The sequence below is a fragment of the Hymenobacter humi genome (genome assembly GCF_042665855.1).
GTDB lineage: Bacteria > Bacteroidota > Bacteroidia > Cytophagales > Hymenobacteraceae > Hymenobacter > Hymenobacter humi.
In genome coordinates, this window is record NZ_JBHTEK010000001.1 from 4,101,671 (window position 1) to 4,117,825 (window position 16,155).

The 16,155-nt window shown below is 60.1% G+C and carries 10 protein-coding genes, 2 tRNA genes and 3 pseudogenes; 9 read left to right on the forward strand and 6 right to left on the reverse strand.

Annotation, left to right across the window (positions count from 1 at the left end; genetic code table 11):
* The first annotated feature begins 422 nt into the window (after nt 1–422).
* The gene (locus tag ACFQT0_RS23155; protein ID WP_380205412.1) at nt 423–1,880 is read left to right on the forward strand and encodes a family 43 glycosylhydrolase; all 1,458 of its coding nucleotides are present in this window, start codon (nt 423–425) and stop codon (nt 1,878–1,880) included.
* Nucleotides 1,881–2,316: 436 nt separating this feature from the next.
* On the opposite strand, the gene ACFQT0_RS23160 is transcribed toward ACFQT0_RS23155, so the two are convergent.
* On the reverse strand, nt 2,317–4,599 hold the full coding sequence (locus ACFQT0_RS23160) for a T9SS type A sorting domain-containing protein (protein WP_380205413.1): 2,283 nt from the start codon (nt 4,597–4,599) through the stop codon (nt 2,317–2,319).
* Between the two features lie 1,845 nt (nt 4,600–6,444).
* Between ACFQT0_RS23160 and ACFQT0_RS23165 the strand changes: the two genes are divergently transcribed.
* Nucleotides 6,445–7,677, forward strand: a complete 1,233-nt coding sequence (locus ACFQT0_RS23165; protein ID WP_380205414.1) for a cation:proton antiporter domain-containing protein — start codon at nt 6,445–6,447, stop codon at nt 7,675–7,677.
* 151 nt (nt 7,678–7,828) lie between these two features.
* Here ACFQT0_RS23165 and ACFQT0_RS23170 read toward each other — a convergent pair whose 3' ends face one another.
* Both ACFQT0_RS23170 and ACFQT0_RS23175 read right to left on the reverse strand, forming a co-directional pair.
* Entirely contained in the window at nt 7,829–8,455 is a 627-nt protein-coding gene (locus ACFQT0_RS23170) for an OmpA family protein (protein WP_380206113.1), read from the reverse strand.
* 72 nt (nt 8,456–8,527) lie between these two features.
* Nucleotides 8,528–8,605: pseudogene (locus tag ACFQT0_RS23175) on the reverse strand (hypothetical protein); the annotation flags it as partial.
* A gap of 1,144 nt (nt 8,606–9,749) precedes the next feature.
* On the opposite strand from ACFQT0_RS23175, the gene ACFQT0_RS23180 reads away from it, so the two are divergent.
* From ACFQT0_RS23180 to ACFQT0_RS23210, 7 genes and pseudogenes are all read left to right on the forward strand, one after another.
* Entirely contained in the window at nt 9,750–10,382 is a 633-nt protein-coding gene (locus ACFQT0_RS23180) for a (2Fe-2S)-binding protein (RefSeq protein WP_380205415.1), read from the forward strand.
* A pseudogene (locus ACFQT0_RS23185) lies at nt 10,379–11,358 on the forward strand (FAD binding domain-containing protein). Before ACFQT0_RS23180 ends, ACFQT0_RS23185 begins: the two are co-directional and overlap by 4 nt.
* Nucleotides 11,359–11,460: 102 nt before the next feature.
* Nucleotides 11,461–11,625 (forward strand): hypothetical protein, encoded by a 165-nt coding sequence (locus ACFQT0_RS23190; RefSeq protein WP_380205416.1) that lies wholly within the window; start codon nt 11,461–11,463, stop codon nt 11,623–11,625.
* On the forward strand, nt 11,567–12,022 hold the full coding sequence (locus tag ACFQT0_RS23195) for a hypothetical protein (RefSeq protein WP_380205417.1): 456 nt from the start codon (nt 11,567–11,569) through the stop codon (nt 12,020–12,022). The genes ACFQT0_RS23190 and ACFQT0_RS23195 overlap by 59 nt, the downstream gene beginning before the upstream one ends.
* Nucleotides 11,962–13,074: pseudogene (locus ACFQT0_RS23200) on the forward strand (xanthine dehydrogenase family protein molybdopterin-binding subunit); the annotation flags it as partial. The gene ACFQT0_RS23195 and the pseudogene ACFQT0_RS23200, both read left to right, overlap by 61 nt.
* Nucleotides 13,043–13,543, forward strand: coding sequence for a molybdopterin cofactor-binding domain-containing protein (locus tag ACFQT0_RS23205; protein WP_380205418.1), 501 nt, complete (start codon nt 13,043–13,045; stop codon nt 13,541–13,543). The pseudogene ACFQT0_RS23200 and the gene ACFQT0_RS23205, both read left to right, overlap by 32 nt.
* Before the next feature lie 557 nt (nt 13,544–14,100).
* Nucleotides 14,101–14,775, forward strand: coding sequence for a DUF4142 domain-containing protein (locus tag ACFQT0_RS23210; protein WP_380205419.1), 675 nt, complete (start codon nt 14,101–14,103; stop codon nt 14,773–14,775).
* A 71-nt stretch (nt 14,776–14,846) separates the two neighbouring features.
* Here the strand turns inward: ACFQT0_RS23210 and ACFQT0_RS23215 are convergent.
* The 3 genes from ACFQT0_RS23215 to ACFQT0_RS23225 form a co-directional block, all read right to left on the reverse strand.
* Nucleotides 14,847–14,931: transfer RNA gene (locus ACFQT0_RS23215), tRNA-Ser, on the reverse strand.
* A 73-nt stretch (nt 14,932–15,004) separates the two neighbouring features.
* Nucleotides 15,005–15,090, reverse strand: a tRNA-Ser gene (locus ACFQT0_RS23220).
* Nucleotides 15,091–15,201: 111 nt separating this feature from the next.
* The gene (locus tag ACFQT0_RS23225; protein ID WP_380205420.1) at nt 15,202–16,002 is read right to left on the reverse strand and encodes a YihY/virulence factor BrkB family protein; all 801 of its coding nucleotides are present in this window, start codon (nt 16,000–16,002) and stop codon (nt 15,202–15,204) included.
* Between the last annotated feature and the right edge of the window lie 153 nt (nt 16,003–16,155).

A 16,155-nucleotide genomic window follows, 5' to 3' on the forward strand; every position in this document is an offset into this window, starting at 1 on the left:
GGAATTCGCTGGCTAAAAGAAGTTGGGCTGAGCCAGGGCGGCGAAGCGTTGAAGCTGCTTCAACAACCGACCTACCGATAACACATGGGCCCACCCACCGAAAGTAATAATTGTGACTGTACCGAGGGCAACACCGCATTCCGGCCGGCCAAATCCACTCAATGGATGAAAAAGGCAATCCTATTTTTGCTGATAATGCTGACTTCCAGTGATTCCTACGCGCAGAAAACCAAGAGTTGAGACATGCTTTTTACCAGTCCTAAACTTAAGCCCCTGCTGCTTCTTAGTGGGTTTCTGGCTATTGCCTGCCAGCGAGTACCCACAAGCTCCCAGGCAACTGAGCAGGCGAGCAAGGAAGCAGCTGCCACAGGTGCTACCGCCACGGCGGCCCCCGCTATTTCCCCGTCAGCTTTGCCAACCCTGTGCTGCCCGGCGACTTCCCCGACCCTTCCGTGACGAAAGTGGGCAACACGTATTGGGCTTCGGCCACGTCGTCGAACTGGGGGCCGGCATTTCCGCTGCTTAAGTCCGATAATTTAACCAGCTGGCAATTGGTTGGGCATGTGTTCCCCGATAAGCTGCCGGCTTGGGCCGACTACTATTTCTGGGCTCCGGAAATCACGCAGGAAGGCAACAAAACCTACGTGTTCTACACGGCCCACAAAAAAGGCGGCAACCTCGCCGTGGGCGTGGCCAGCGCCGACCGCCCCGAAGGCCCCTACCGCGACCACGGCCCGCTGGTGAGCCAGGCCGCCGGCTCCATCGATGGCTTTCCGATGCGCGACGAAAAGGGTCAGCTGTGCCTAATCTGGAAAGAAGACGGCAACAGCGTCAATCAGCCCACGCCCATTTGGGCCCAGCCGCTCAACGAAACGCGCACTTCCCTCACGGGCGAGAAAAAGGAGCTGTTTCGCAACACCAAAGCCTGGGAAGGCAACCTCGTGGAAGGCGTGAGCATGGTGCGCTACGGCGACTATTTCTACGCCTTTTATGCCGCCAACGGCTGCTGCGGTCCCGCTTGCACCTACGGCACCGGCGTGGCCCGCGCCAAAAGGCTGCTTGGCCCCTGGGAGAAAAGCCCGCGCAACCCTATCCTCACCGCCACCGAAGCCTGGCGCTGCCCCGGCCACGGCACCGTCACACAGGGCTTCGACGGCCGCTGGTTCCTGCTACACCACGCCTACGCGGCCGGCAGCTTCGAAAACGTGGGCCGCCAGGGTGTGCTCACCGAATTTGCCTGGACCGCCGAAGGCTGGCCCTCCTTCGTAGCCCAACCCAGCGCTCCCGCCCCCAATCCGGCAGCCACCCAGCCCGTAGCCGATGAGTTTACAGGCGCCAAGCTAGGCTTGGACTGGCAGTGGCCCATCGAAGACAAGCCCCAATACGCCCTGCGCGGCGGCCGCCTGCGCCTCACCGCTCACCCCCATAAGGGCGGCGCTGCCCTGGGCCGTCATACCCTCACCGGCAATTATACTGCTTCCACCACCCTACTCATGCCCGCGGCCCTGCCCACCAGCGCCACCGCCGGCATCGCCGCGCACGGCGACCCCAAAAACATGCTGGCCCTCACCGCCGGGGGTGGCAAGCTCCAGCTCTGGGAGCGCCGCGACGGCCAGCAAAAAGTACTAGCCGAAACCGCCCTCCCCGCCACCGCTGCCAAAGCCGTGCAGATGCGCATGCAGGTGAGCGGCGGCAACAGCTACCGCTTCGCCTACAGCACCGACGGCACCACCTGGACCAACCCACTGGCCAACGACGGTGCCATCAGCGGCCAATTCCTGCCGCCCTGGGACCGGGGCGTACGCGTGGGCGTGCTGGCTCAGGGTCCAACCTCGGTCACGGCTTCGTTTGAGCGATTTGCGTTGAGCAGCCAGCTATAGTATAACCTCGTCTTCCAACCAACTCGCCCCCGATGTCAGTCAGGCTTATTGCTTCTCGCATTTTAAGTCCCCGTGCATATATAACTGCACTTTATTGAACGTCATGCTGAGCGCAGTCGAAGCACCTCGACCGCAATACTAACCTCAATCGTCTGTCATGCTGAGGCACGAAGCATCTTATCAGGTTCGAACAATTCGTTCAGCGGCGATAAGATGCTTCCTGCGTCAGCATGACAAGAGGCACGGGCGAGATGCTTCTAGCAGTTCAGCATGAGAACCTTATGTAGGTACGGTTACTTATGACGGAGTACTTAAGAGCAATCGATAATCCCGAAGCTGGTAGGCAGCATCTCTTGCGCTTCCGGACTTCCCAATATCAAAAAGGCCCGCCTAAATAGGCGGGCCTTTTTTCCAAGCATAAGGCAAGAGCAACTGGCTACTTCATGATAACGAAGCGGTTGGTCTTGCTTACACCATTGACGTTCACCCGGTAGAAGTAGGTGCCAGTGGCAAGGTTAGCACCTTTCAGCGCTACCGACTTCACTTCACCGGCTGCTACCTGCCCGTCATAGAGCGTCACTACTTTAGCACCCAGTGCATTGTACACCACCAGTTCTGCGCGGCCTGCATTAGGAGCCGAGAAAGTGATGGTTGCATCGGAGTGAGTGGGGTTCGGGTACACACTGGTGGTCAGGCTAGCTGCGTCCGCTACAGGCTCACCGGTAGCTGTAGCAGCCGCAACACTAGAAGAAGTGCAATTGCTTGTAATCTTCAAGCTGCCTTCGCTACCCGATTGGGTTACACCTCCAATTTGTGTAGCAAATCCGTACGTGCAATCCGACTTCGGCGGCGTTGTCCCTACTATCGATTTCGTGTCATACTTGGCGGAGATGATAATCGTCTCGCCAAGTGTTGCCCCAGTTATGCAGACCTTATACTGGCCGTCAGCAGTCTTGGTAACGGTTTGGGTAGTACCTACTTTGGTGCAGGAACTGCTCCAGGCAATCAACTGGTCCTGTTGAAGTGCGAAGTAACCAGAGGTGCAAGGATTGGTTTGCAATACGTTAACACAGAAACTGGAGCTTGGCGCCGTTATGGTAGCATAGTAGAAGAAGACACCAGGAGTAGCGTTGGTTATTGACTGCCCTTTCTTGGTGAAGCATACTTGCGTCAGCGGCGTTGCCGTCTGGTTCTTGTAGTCGTTGCAAGTAGTCTGCGTTGGGAAGATATGCCCGTAGCAGTTGTTGACCGTGACGGAGGTCGTGGCCGAGTTGGCGCAGGCCGTGGCGGTAGCTGCCACCGCGTAGGTCAGCGTAAAGCTCCCTGCATTGCTTGGCGTGAAAGTGAAGCCCGCAGCCACGCTGCCGCTTACGCCCGTGCCGCTCCAGGTGCCGCCCGAGGGCGTGCCGCTCAGGCTGATGGCCGAGCCGCCCACACAGAGTGGGCCGTAGCTGCCCGGCGTGACGGTGGCCAGCGGGTTGACCGTGACGGAGGTCGTGGCCGAGTTGGCGCAGGCCGTGCTGCTCGTGGGCACGGAATAGGTCAGCACGAAGGTGCCCACGCCGGCCGTGGCCGGGTTGAAGGTGAAGCCGTTGGCAATCGAGCCGGTCACCCCGGTGCCGCTCCAGGTGCCGCCCGAGGGCGTGCCGCCCAAGGTCACGGCGGCGTCAGTTGCGCAGTACGGGCCGTAGCTGCCCGGCGTGACGGTGGCCAGCGGGTTGACCGTGACGGAGGTCGTGGCCGAGTTGGCGCAGGCCGTGCTGCTCGTGGGCACGGAATAGGTCAGCACGAAGGTGCCCACGCCGGCCGTGGCCGGGTTGAAGGTGAAGCCGTTGGCAATCGAGCCGGTCACCCCGGTGCCGCTCCAGGTGCCGCCCGAGGGCGTGCCGCCCAAGGTCACGGCGGCGTCAGTTGCGCAGTACGGGCCGTAGCTGCCCGGCGTGACGGTGGCCAGCGGGTTGACCGTGACGGAGGTCGTGGCCGAGTTGGCGCAGGCCGTGCTGCTCGTGGGCACGGAATAGGTCAGCACGAAGGTGCCCACGCCGGCCGTGGCCGGGTTGAAGGTGAAGCCGTTGGCAATCGAGCCGGTCACCCCGGTGCCGCTCCAGGTGCCGCCCGAGGGCGTGCCGCCCAAGGTCACGGCGGCGTCAGTTGCGCAGTACGGGCCGTAGCTGCCCGGCGTGACGGTGGCCAGCGGGTTGACCGTGACGGAGGTCGTGGCCGAGTTGGCGCAGGCCGTGCTGCTCGTGGGCACGGAATAGGTCAGCACGAAGGTGCCCACGCCGGCCGTGGCCGGGTTGAAGGTGAAGCCGTTGGCAATCGAGCCGGTCACCCCGGTGCCGCTCCAGGTGCCGCCCGAGGGCGTGCCGCCCAAGGTCACGGCGGCGTCAGTTGCGCAGTACGGGCCGTAGCTGCCCGGCGTGACGGTGGCCAGCGGGTTGACCGTGACGGAGGTCGTGGCCGAGTTGGCGCAGGCCGTGCTGCTCGTGGGCACGGAATAGGTCAGCACGAAGGTGCCCACGCCGGCCGTGGCCGGGTTGAAGGTGAAGCCGTTGGCAATCGAGCCGGTCACCCCGGTGCCGCTCCAGGTGCCGCCCGAGGGCGTGCCGCCCAAGGTCACGGCGGCGTCAGTTGCGCAGTACGGGCCGTAGCTGCCCGGCGTGACGGTGGCCGTCGATAAGCCTGCCCCTTGGAACTGGCCTGAACTGGTGCAATCCACATAATTGCTTGGGGCCCCTGCCGGTGTTCCAGAAGGGGTTAAGGAGATGTCATAACCACCGCCTAATGCATACGTGGCACAGATGGTAGCCTTAATATCATTCTGCGGAGAAGTACCATTAAGGGTTCCTAACTCAACGTAAAGAGGGTTAGTTGAAAGATTCGAACTAGATTGTGAAGTTACCTGTGCACCGTTGGCGTCATAGGTAGTAACAGTATAAGACGTAGCTTTTGTGGATGCTCCATCTGAAAGCAACCACTTACCTGCACTACCATTGTAATCTGCACACACCGTGTACGTTCCGTCACTGTTGCAAGTAACCCGGTCAGTGCCTGCCTTTTCTAGGGTGCAGGTTGCACCACCACAGCCGTATCTGGCTTTGTAAATCAGGTTGGTACTACTATTAAATGTGCCCCCATCCAAGGGAAACATTGCCAAATAATAGTTAGTAGGCTTCAGGAAGGAGGGGACTTTAATGGTTGACCAGCCATTGCCACTGATACCGCAATCAGCATATACCAGTGTGTTGCAGTTCCCTGACGGAGCGGTCCCTACAGGGTATTTACCCGTGCTGGTGTTGCCGCCAGTTGGCTGGGCATCAGTGCTGTAATAGAGCACCCACCCCACCGTTTGGTTGGTTACAATTTGAAATTGATAGGTCCCTGCCAGCGGACGAATATCATAGTTAAACCAAACAATATCTGTTTGGCCAGCTATAGGACCAGATACATTTGAGCCACGAACTTCAGTCTGCTGGTTGAAGCAACCCGTTTTGTCACCAATTGGGAAAACACCATCATACGTTTTAGCATAAGCTTGTAAACCACTTTCCGTAGAAGCTGCGGAAGCGCAGGCAACAATGCCAAGTGGCGACTTGTCTGACCCCGTTGGATTTGTGGCTTCCCACTTTTGTGTGCTCGTATTATACCGCCAGCCATCCCCAGAATCCCACCTGTGGGCTGTACACGGTGTTCCTGCCGGTATTATTTGTGCTAAGGATGCAAAAGGCAATAGAAAGCTGAAGAATAAAGGCATAAGGAATAGCAGCAAGCTTTTCCCCCTTCTATTATCGACATCTAGCTCTTTTAAGTAATTAGTAGTATGACATGTCGGTTTCATGGTGGTAATATTAAAGCGTGTTTTTTAACGCAGGTATTCCAAACGGCTGCCGAGCAGTAGCACATGAGGCGCATGCTAGATGGCCCGTAGTGCTTAGGTTGCAGAAATCGCGGGACAAAGCCGTCCCGTCCCATAGCTTTCGGCTATAGGGAAAACCCTTAATTAGTGAGGGGGTGGCTGCTCACATGGGCTCTAAGGCGCGCTTAGAAACCAGGCGTGAGCAAACCATGAAAAGCACTCGAATTCGGCTGTGCCGATGCCCCACAGGGCCGTCAATGGTAAGACCACCCGTTGAACGGAGCGGTACACGAGGTCACCGGCTGCGGTCTTCATACCTAGAAGTGAGGCCGCAAGCTTCTTAACTATCCTAATTTAATAGAAAAACTTGCGTAATCATACTTTTTCAATAATTTTTTTACTATTAAAGTATTTGGCAACAATTTAAATACTAATAATCATATAATTTATTAACACAGCATGGGTTCTTATCACCTTATGTTTTAGCTCTATGGACAAATAACTAGTTACGCTTCCCTGAAGCTTTGGCAGATTCACCTTGCCGGGAAAGGGTGACACTCATTATTCCTTGCCAAACGCATCCCCTTCTTAGGCAAGGCGCCGGCAGCGTTAGAGCTAATCTTGCTCAGGCGCGATACTGATGCCGGGCAACCTAATTTGCCGAGCTTGCGCTAAAGCCCACTTCCGTTTCTTCGGCATCAGCGGCCTATGACTACTCCTCTCCTTATCATCCTTATCGGGTTTCTGATATTTCTGGGCCACTACCTGGCTCAGTTATTCGACCGCACCAAGATTCCCGATGTGGTGGGTTTGTTGCTGGTGGGCGTGCTGCTGGGGCCGGTTTTTCACCTCATTGACCCGGCGGCTTTTGGCAAGGGCGGGCGCGTGTTTTCCAACCTGGTGCTGGTGTTCATTCTCTTTGAAAGTGGGCTGGAAGTACGTTTCGAGCAGCTGCGGTCGGCGCTGCGGGGCACCATGGGGCTCACCACCCTCAACTTTGTGGTGACCACGCTGGTAGTGGCTGTGCTGGCTCAACTCTTCGGCGGGCTCGACCTGCTCAGCTCCCTCATTCTGGGCACCATTCTGGGCGGCACTTCTTCGGCGGTGGTCACCACGCTGGTGCGCAAGGTGAACGTGTCGGAGCAGACCTCCACCACGCTGGTCATGGAATCGGCCCTGAGCGACATCTTCACCCTGGCCATTCCCATTGCGCTCATCAGCTTTTACACGGGTTCGTCGTTCAACCTGGTCACCTTGTTCAGCCAGATAGTTTCGTCACTCATTGTGGCGGTGCTGGCTGGGGCCGGCGGCGGCTACCTGTGGTCGGTGCTGCTAAACCAGGTGCCGATGCTGCTCAAAACGCGGTTTTCTACGCCGGCTTTCGTGTTTATTCTCTACGGACTGGTGGAGATGCTCAATTTCAGCGGGCCCATTGCGGTGCTGTTTTTTAGCGTGACACTGGCCAACGTCACGCTGCTGCGCCCGCACACGCTGCGCGAGTACTTCCCCTCGCGTCACGTGGAGCTGACGGCCATGGAAAAAGACTTTTTCGCGGAAATCGTCTTTCTGCTGCGCACGTTCTTTTTCGTGTACGTGGGCATGTCCATCGTGCTCGACAACGGCTACCTCATTGCCCTGGGCGTGGGCATGGCCGTGGTGCTGTTTCTGGTGCGCATTCCGGTGGTGCTGGCCACTGCCGACCGCCAGACGCCGCAGTTCGACGTGGCCGTGATGAGCATCATGATTCCCAAAGGCCTCGGCGCGGCCGTGCTGGCCACCCTGCCCGTGCAGCGGGGCATTCCCACCGGTCCCATTATCCAGACCCTGACGTTCGCCATCATCATGGCCACCACCGTGCTGTGCACCATCTTGTTTTTCTGGTCGAGAAGCGCAAGATTTTGGGCTTTTATGCCCTTTTCTCCGGTCGTAGCCGCCCGGTAGATGCTAGCACCGCCCCTGCTGCTCCCCCAGACTCTGGCACCACGGGCCGCTAGGGCTTATAGCTCAATTTTCAAAAAAGAAGGGCCGGTTGGCGGCGAAAGGAGCTCAACCCTTTCGCCGCCAACCGGCCCTTCTTTACTACCGCTCCGGATTAGGGCAGCGGTGCCGGTGTGGGCACGAAGTCAAACTTGAACTCGACCCGCCGGTTGCGCGACATGTTGGCCGGCGAGGTGTTGGGTGCGGCTGGCTCCGACTCGCCCTTGCCTTCGGTGATAATGCGGCTGGCGTCGACGCCTCGGCTCGTGAAGTATCGTTTCACCGCTTCGGCCCGGCGTTCCGACAGGCCTTGGTTGTACTCGTCGGTGCCGCGGCTGTCGGCGTGGCCCGTGATGCGCAGGCTGTAATCGGCGCTGTCCTTCAGCACCTGCACCATTTTGTTGATGGCCGGGTACGGCCTGCGCTCGATGATGGTGCTGTTGGTTTTGAACCGGATGGGCTTTTCGAGGGCCTTGACTTTGGGGTTCACCACCTTGGGGCAGCCGTTGGCATCCACGCGGGCGCCGGCCGGGGTGTCGGGGCAGCGGTCCAGGCTATCGATGATGCCGTCGCTGTCCTGGTCGACCACCAGGGGGCAGCCGTTGGCGTCTACCTGCGTGCCGGCGGGCGTATCGGGGCACTTGTCGCTCAGGTCGGTTACGCCGTCGTTGTCGGCGTCGGGGCAGCCGCCGAGTGCAGCCTTGCCGGGGGTGTCGGGGCACTTGTCGTCGCCGTCGCGCACGCCGTCGCTGTCACGGTCGGGGCAGCCTTCCAGGGTAGCCAGGCCTTTCTCGGTGGGGCACTTGTCCTGGTAGTCGGGCACGCCGTCGGCGTCGCCGTCGAGGGGCAGCCGTTGGGGTCCACGGCCACGCCGGCGGGCGTGCCGGGGCACTTGTCTTTGCGGTCGGGCACGCCGTCAGCGTCGGTGTCCTTGGGCTTGCCCAGGGCAAAGGTCAGGCCCGCGGTGTGCTGCAGGTAGCGGTCGTCGAAGCTGTTGTCGTCGCGGTTGGGCTCGCCGTCAATGTTGGCCCCGAGCGGAATGTGCTGCCCGGTTTGCAGAAACAGACCGAGGCCTTCGGTGAGCTGGAAGTTGATGCCCGCCGCTCCGAAGGCGTCGAAATACGTGTCGTTGCCGTTGGTGCTACGGCCCCGCACCGAGCCTTCGCGGCTCATGAAGGCCAGGCCCGGGGCCAGCAGCAGATACGGCTGAATGCGGGCCTCTTCCTTCAGCGCCCAGCCGTTGTTGAGCTTGAGCTTGAAGGCCAGATTGGCATTCACCACATTGGTGCTAAAGGTGTTGAGCGGGAACCCGGGCTGGCTGCCTTTCAGCTCCACGTAGCCTAGGTGCAGGCCCAGGTCCAGCCCGGACGTTAGGTAGCGGTTGAGCCCGATTCCGGGCCCGTACTTGTTGTTGTCCCAGAAATCAGAGCCGTAGTTGCCCTTGTACTGGTAGGCGCTGCCGTAGAGGCTGACGGCCGTTTTGCGGTCGGCGTTTTGGGCATAACTGCGCGGGATGGCTGCCATCACGCACAGAAAGAGCCCCAAAGAGGTAAGAAAGTGTCTCATACAAAACCGTTTTTTGGTGATTAGTATGCCCGATTGCCGGACCCAAAAAGGTCCGCACTAGTCAGGATATAGGTATATACTTGGACTTTTCCAGAAGGTTATGGCTGAGATTGTTATAAAAGAAATAGCCGCCCCAGTCCCAAGCAGGCCCCGGGCTTTCGGGCGCATTGATTAACAGTAGGCGCGTTTTGGGCTGTGAAAAGCGGGATAAATGAACCATGCCCCATCGGCCGCTAAAAAGTCGGGCGCGTATAAGAAGCCTTTGCTCCAAAACAGAATGCTTCCCGTGGTGGTCTTGCTTCCAGCTCAACCCGGCTCCCAAAGCATCTGCCGGGCGCTCGGCGGCGAGAGTTTTGGCTGACTAACCTGCGCGGCCCCGGTAGGCCACGGCTTCGCTGCCGAATGGTAGTCAAGCCAGCCACTAGCCCGCCGTTGGTTAAATTACTTCCTTATTCCCTTCTTCCCTTCCCATGGCGATGAATCCCGAACCCGATACGCCGGCCAACCACGACGAGGCCCGACGCAGTTTTCTCAAGCAGTCGTCGCTGCTCACGGCCATGGCGATGGTGCCCGGCCCGGTGGTGCACGCCGCCTCGGCCAACTTTGATGAAAAAGTAGCCGCCGCCTTCGAAAAAGTACCCCTCAAGCTCGAAATCAACGGCAAGAAGTACAAGCTCAAAGTGGAGCCGCGCACCACGCTGCTCGACCTCCTGCGCGAACAGCTCAACCTCACCGGCACCAAAAAGGGCTGCGACTACGGCCAGTGCGGCGCCTGCACCGTGCACGTCGACGGCCAGCGCGTGAACAGCTGCCTGAGCTTCGCGGTGATGCACGACGGCAAGAAAGTCACCACCATCGAGGGCCTGGCCGACGGCGACAAGCTGCATCCCATGCAGGAGGCCTTTGTGAAGCACGACGGCTTCCAGTGCGGCTACTGCACTCCGGGGCAGATTATGTCGGCCGTGGCCTGCGTGCGCGAGGGCCACGCCGACTCAGAAGCCGAAATCCGGGAGTACATGAGCGGCAACATCTGCCGCTGCGGCGCCTACACCAACATTGTGGCGGCCATTCAGGAAGTGAAAAACGGAGGCCAGAAAGTATGAACCAGTTCCAGTACCTCCGCCCCACCAAGCAGCAGGCGGCCATTGAGGCCGTGGCCAAAGACGCCAACGCCAGGTTCATCGCCGGCGGCACCAACCTCGTCGATTTGATGAAGCGCGGCGTGATGGCACCCCAAAAGCTGGTCGACATCAATCGCCTGCCGCTGGCCAAAATTGAGCCGCAGCAGGGCGCCCTGCGCATCGGCGCGCTGGCCCTGAACGCTGCCGTAGCCGACGACCGCCAGGTGCAAGCGCAGCACCCCTGCTGGTGCAGGCCCTCAATGCCGGCGCGTCGGCGCAGCTGCGCAACATGGCCACCGTGGGCGGCAACATGCTGCAGCGCACCCGCTGCCCCTACTTCTACGACACGGCCATGCCCTGCAACAAGCGCGAGCCCGGCACCGGCTGCGGCGCCCTGGAAGGCATCAACCGCATGCATGCCATCTTCGGCTTCTCGGATAAGTGCATTGCCGTGCACCCCTCCGACATGAGCGTGGCGCTGGTGGCCCTGGACGCCACCGTGCTGGTGAGTGGCCCCAAAGGCGACCGCCGCATTCCCTTCGGCGAGCTGCACCGCCTGCCCGGCGACACCCCCGAGAAGGACACCACGCTCGAGCCCGGCGAGCTCATCACCGCCGTGGACGTGCCCAACAGCCCCTTTACCAAGCACGTGAGCTACTACAAGGTGCGCGAGCGCGCCTCCTACGCCTTTGCGCTGGTGTCGGCTGCCGCGGCGCTGGACCTGGACGGCACCACCATCAAGGCCGCGCGGCTGGCCTTTGGGAGTGTGGCCCATAAGCCCTGGCGCCTCACGGCCGCCGAGCAGATGCTGGTGGGCAAGCCGGCCACCGAAGCAACTTTCCGGCAGGCGGCCGCCGTGGCCATGCAAGGCGCCAAAGCCTTCAAGCACAACGAATACAAGCTGAAGCTGGCGCCCAACACCCTTATTCAGGCCCTGAAAACCGCGGCCGCCGCCTGAAAACAGTAGCGCGGACTCTGCGAGTCCGCGTGTGGAGGAACGTTCTTCTACACGCGGACTCGCAGACTCCGCGCTACTGTCCTCGCTATATCTTACTCAGTTATGAAAGAGCCAAATAAGCACATCGGAGCCGGCATGAACCGCGTTGATGGCCGCCTGAAAGTAACCGGCGCGGCCACGTATTCGGCCGAGTACCAGCCTGCCCAACATGAGCTACGCCGTGCTCGTGGGCAGCACCATTGCCAAGGGCCGCATCAAAAGCATTGATACCAAGGCAGCCGCGGGCGCGCCGGGCGTGCTGGCGGTTATCTCGCACCTCAACTCGCCCAAGGTACCGGGCTTCGTGCCCACGGGCAAGGACCCCTCGCAGCCCCAGACCCTGGGCGGGCGGCTGAAGGTGTTCAACGACGACAAGGTGCGCTTCAACGACCAGCCCATTGCGGTGGTGGTGGCCGACACGCTGGAGCGCGCCCGTTTCGCGGCGCGGCTGGTGAAAACGCAGTACGAGCAGGAAAAGCACGAAACCGACATGGCGGTGGGCGTAAAGCAGGGCTTTGTGCCCGCTCAGGCCAAGAAAACCCCAAGTCGGCGGTGGCCGACTACGTGCGCGGCACGGCCGATGCCTACAAAACGGGCGCGTTCAAGCTTGAATCGGAGTACGTGATTCCGACGGAAGTGCACCATCCCATGGAGCTGCAGTCCATTGTGGCGCACTGGGAAGCGCCCGACCGCCTCACCATCTACGACAAGACGCAGGGCACCATGGCCACGCGGCGCGACTTCGCCAAAGAGTGGGGCCTGCCCGAAGCCAACGTGAAGGTCATCGCCACATTCGTGGGCGGTGCCTTCGGCAACGCGCTGCACAGCTGGCCGCACGAGTCGGCGGCCATCATCGCGGCCCGGGTAGTGAACCGCCCCGTGAAGCTGGTGCTCACCCGCGAGCAGATGACGACCATGGTGGGCTACCGCCCCCACACCTGGCAGAAAATCGGGATGAGCGCCACGCCCGACGGTAAAATCACGGCCATCACGCACGAAGCCACGGGACAGACGTCGAGCTACGAGGAGTTCACGGAGTCGACGGTGCAGCAGACGCGCATGATGTACACCGCGCCCAACGTAACCACCCGCTACCGCCTGGCGGCGCTGGACGTGAGCACGCCCATCTGGATGCGCGGCCCCGGTGAGGCCACCGGCGCCTTTGCCCTGGAGTCGGCCATGGACGAAATGGCCCATTTGCTCAACCTCGACCCGATGGAGTTTCGCCTGCGCAACTACACCGACAAGGACCCGGAAAAAGGCCTGCCTTGGTCGAGCAAATTCCTGAAGGAGTGCTACCAGATGGGGGCCGAGCGCATTGGCTGGAGCAAACGCCAGCCCAAGCCCGGCAGCCTGCGCGACGGCGAGTGGCTGGTGGGCTACGGCATGGGCGTGGGCACCTTCGGAGCGCACCGCGGCACCTCCCAGGCCAACGTGCGGCTGCTGCCCAATGGCACGGTGCTGCTGCAAAGCGCCGTGACCGACATCGGCCCCGGCACGGGCACGGCCATGACCCAGATTGCAGCCGACACCCTGGGCCTCTCGCCCGATAAAATCAAATTCGAGTGGGGCAACTCGCAGTACGCGCCAGCGCCCACGCAGGGCGGCTCGGCCATTGTGAACACGGTGGGCCCGGCCGTACAGGATGCTTGTATGGCCCTCAAGGAAAAGCTGCGTACCCTGGCCGGCGCGGGCAACGCGGCCTTCGCGGCAGCTAAAAGAAGACATCGTGTTCGCCGATGGCCACCTGACCCTGGCCGGCAACCCCGCCTCCAAGGCCACTTACGCCGACCTGCTCAAGCAAGCGGATGGCGGCCTGGTTACCGTGGAGTCGAAGCCCGATGGCGACGAGCAGAAGAAGTATTCTATGTACTCGTACTCGGTGCATTTTGTCGAGGTGCGGGTGCATCCGCTCACGGGCGAGGTGCGCGTGAGTAAGCTTGTGTCCTGCGCCGATGCCGGTACCATTGTGAACCAGAAAACGGCCGGCAACCAAATGAAAGGCGGCGCGGTCGGCGGCATCGGCATGGCCCTGATGGAGGCCGCGGTGATGGACGACCGGTTTGGCCGCTACGTCACCAAAGACCTCGCCGACTACCACGTGCCCGTGCACGCCGACGCGCCGGCCGTGGAAGTGTTTTTGTAAACCAGCCCGACCCGCACGTCAACGCGCTGGGCACGAAAGGCATAGGCGAAATCGCCATCATCGGCGTGGCCCCGGCCATTGCCAATGCGGTTTTCAATGCCACCGGCAAGCGCATTCGCGAGCTGCCCATCACCCCCGACAAGCTGATTTAGAGCGCTTTTCGGGATAGTGTAGTGTAGCGCGGACTCTGCGAGTCCGCGCGTTGTTTGGTCCGCATCGCCACGCGCGGACTCGCAGAGTCCACGCTACATTTCTAACAACCGCAAAGCCGCTCCATGTAATGGGGACGGATTCTAGTCTTTACACGCGCAAAGCCCCGGTTCCATAATTGAAACTGGGGCTTTTTGCTTGAGCGGAACGCTGGCGTAGGCGCCATCCTCCCCGACTGTTCAACTGAAAAAGCAGCTGCTTACTCAGCCTGAAACCATTACCGCCGAGCATGGCAAACCAGCTCAACCTTAGCATTTTTTACTGAGCAACTTCACGCAGAATCTCCCAATTTCCAGGCTCGTCGTATAAAAGCCCGTTGATTACAAACCCTAAACCACCCGAAGACGATGAAAACTCTTTCTCATTTCCTGGTAGTCTGCCTGCTGTTGATTGGCACAGCCTGTAGCAGCACCAAGACCGGTGCCAACGCCGATGGCACGGCCGAAAGCGCCGCCATGGGCGCCCGCACGGGCACGGACATGAACCCCACTCCTGCCCCTGATGCCAACGCTGGGGTAGCGCCCAGCGGGGCCGCCGGTACAGGCACCGATGCTTCGACCGACGTAACAGCCTTCATGGCCACATTTGCCACCATGCAGGACCCCGTTTTTCTAATGAATGCGGCCAGCAGCAACATGCTGGAAGTCCGGGCTGGCCAAATGGCTGCCCAGAAAGCCACGCGGCCCGACGTGCGAAAGTTTGCGCAGATGATGGTGAGCCACCATTCCAGCTCAACTCAGGAGGTGAAAGCCGTGGCCATGCCGCTGGGCGTAAAAATGCCGCAAACCATGCTGCCGGTTCACCAGGCCCTGGCCGACCAGCTGATGAATAAGAGCGGCAAGAACTTCGACGAGGCCTACATGGACCTCATGGAAACCGCCCATAAGCTGGACGTTGCCATGTTCGAAGTGAAGAGCAAGGCGGCCGAAAACCCCAGTGTTCAGACATTTGCGGCCAATAACCTGCCCGTCCTGCAATCTCACCTCACGATGGCCAGCGAGCTGGAGAAAAGAGCCGATTAGCCCAGGCCCATGGCCTGGCACGCGCAAAAAGCAAAAGCCCCGTCTCCACTTAGGAAACGGGGCTTTTTATGTAGAGAGCGAGGGATTCGAACCCCCGGAGGTTTGACCCTCAACGGTTTTCAAGACCGCCGCAATCGACCACTCTGCCAGCTCTCTGGGTCAACAACGCTTGCGCTGTGGTATTCAAATCAACAAAAAAGGCTTTTCCCAGCGCAGAAAAAGCCTTTTGTAGAGAAGGGGGATTCGAACCCCCGATACCGTTGCCGGTATAACGGTTTTCGAAACCGTCGCATTCGACCACTCTGCCACCTCTCTAACAGGCTCCCCGAGTGATTGGGGAGTGCAAAAGTAGGAAAGAATGAGGAATGAGAAAGCGGGAATGCGGAATATTTGCAAAATTTCTTCTACCGGCCTCAGCACCAATCCCTAATGCTGCTCGTGGGTTCGCAGGGCGAGCTGCTCCTTCAGCATCTCGCGGCGGCGACCCGTCACGGCGTCCATGCTCACGTTCACCTCGAAGCCGATAATCAAGGTCATGCACACAAACTCGAGCCACACCATAAAGCCCACCAGCGCCCCGATTGAGCCATAAAAGGTGTTGTAGGAATCGAAAATACGGACGTAGAGCGTGAACAGAAACGACACAAGGAAGATGAGCAGCGTGGCCACGATGGCCCCCACCGACAGCAGCGGCCACTTGTCGTGCACGGGCGGCACGAAATAATAAATGACGCACGTAGTACTCAGGAACAGCCCAACCAGGGAGCCGTAGCGGATAAGCGTCAGCACCAAATCGGTGAACCGCTCGGGCACAATCTCATAGAACACCAGCCAGTCCATGAGGTAGGTGCCGAAGAAGATGCCCGCAATGGCCAGCACCAGAATCAAGGACAGCACAAAGGTGAGGGCCGTGGCAATCATGCGCTTGCGTAGGTAGCTGCGGTGCTTAAACCACGGGTACTTCTTCTCGAAGGCGTCGAGCAGGGCCATAATGCCGTTGGAGCTGAGCACTAGCGCCGTGCCGAAACCGAAGGAGAGCAAGCCGCCGTGCGGGATGTTCACAATGTCCTCGATGGTGGAGGCCGTGGCCGCATACAGCTCGCGCGGCATAAAGTCGCTCAGAAACAGCAAGATGTCCACGTTCAGGTTCGGCACGGGGATGTACGGAATGAGCGTGAACAGGAAAATAATGGTCGGGAACAGGGCCACCGTGAGGTTGAAGGCCATGTAGGCCGCCCGCTTTTCCAGGCTGTCGAGGCGCAGGCTCGTGCATGATGCGGTCGAGCACGTCGTACACCGAGGCGTGGCCGCCGGGCAGCCGCAGCCGCTTCAGCCCCACAATCAGCCGCCGGTAGGGCCGCTGTTTGCGCACATCGGGGA

What these genes read in the sequence shown, in the direction of transcription:
- ACFQT0_RS23165 (WP_380205414.1), top strand. Translation starts at nt 6,445, where the DNA reads ATGACTACTCCTCTCCTTATCATCCTTATCGGGTTTCTGATATTTCTG.
- ACFQT0_RS23180 (WP_380205415.1), top strand. Translation starts at nt 9,750, where the DNA reads ATGGCGATGAATCCCGAACCCGATACGCCGGCCAACCACGACGAGGCC.
- ACFQT0_RS23190 (WP_380205416.1), top strand. Translation starts at nt 11,461, where the DNA reads ATGAAAGAGCCAAATAAGCACATCGGAGCCGGCATGAACCGCGTTGAT.
- ACFQT0_RS23195 (WP_380205417.1), top strand. Translation starts at nt 11,567, where the DNA reads ATGAGCTACGCCGTGCTCGTGGGCAGCACCATTGCCAAGGGCCGCATC.
- ACFQT0_RS23205 (WP_380205418.1), top strand. Translation starts at nt 13,043, where the DNA reads ATGCTTGTATGGCCCTCAAGGAAAAGCTGCGTACCCTGGCCGGCGCGG.
- ACFQT0_RS23210 (WP_380205419.1), top strand. Translation starts at nt 14,101, where the DNA reads ATGAAAACTCTTTCTCATTTCCTGGTAGTCTGCCTGCTGTTGATTGGC.
- ACFQT0_RS23225 (WP_380205420.1), bottom strand. Translation starts at nt 16,002, where the DNA reads ATGGCCTTCAACCTCACGGTGGCCCTGTTCCCGACCATTATTTTCCTG.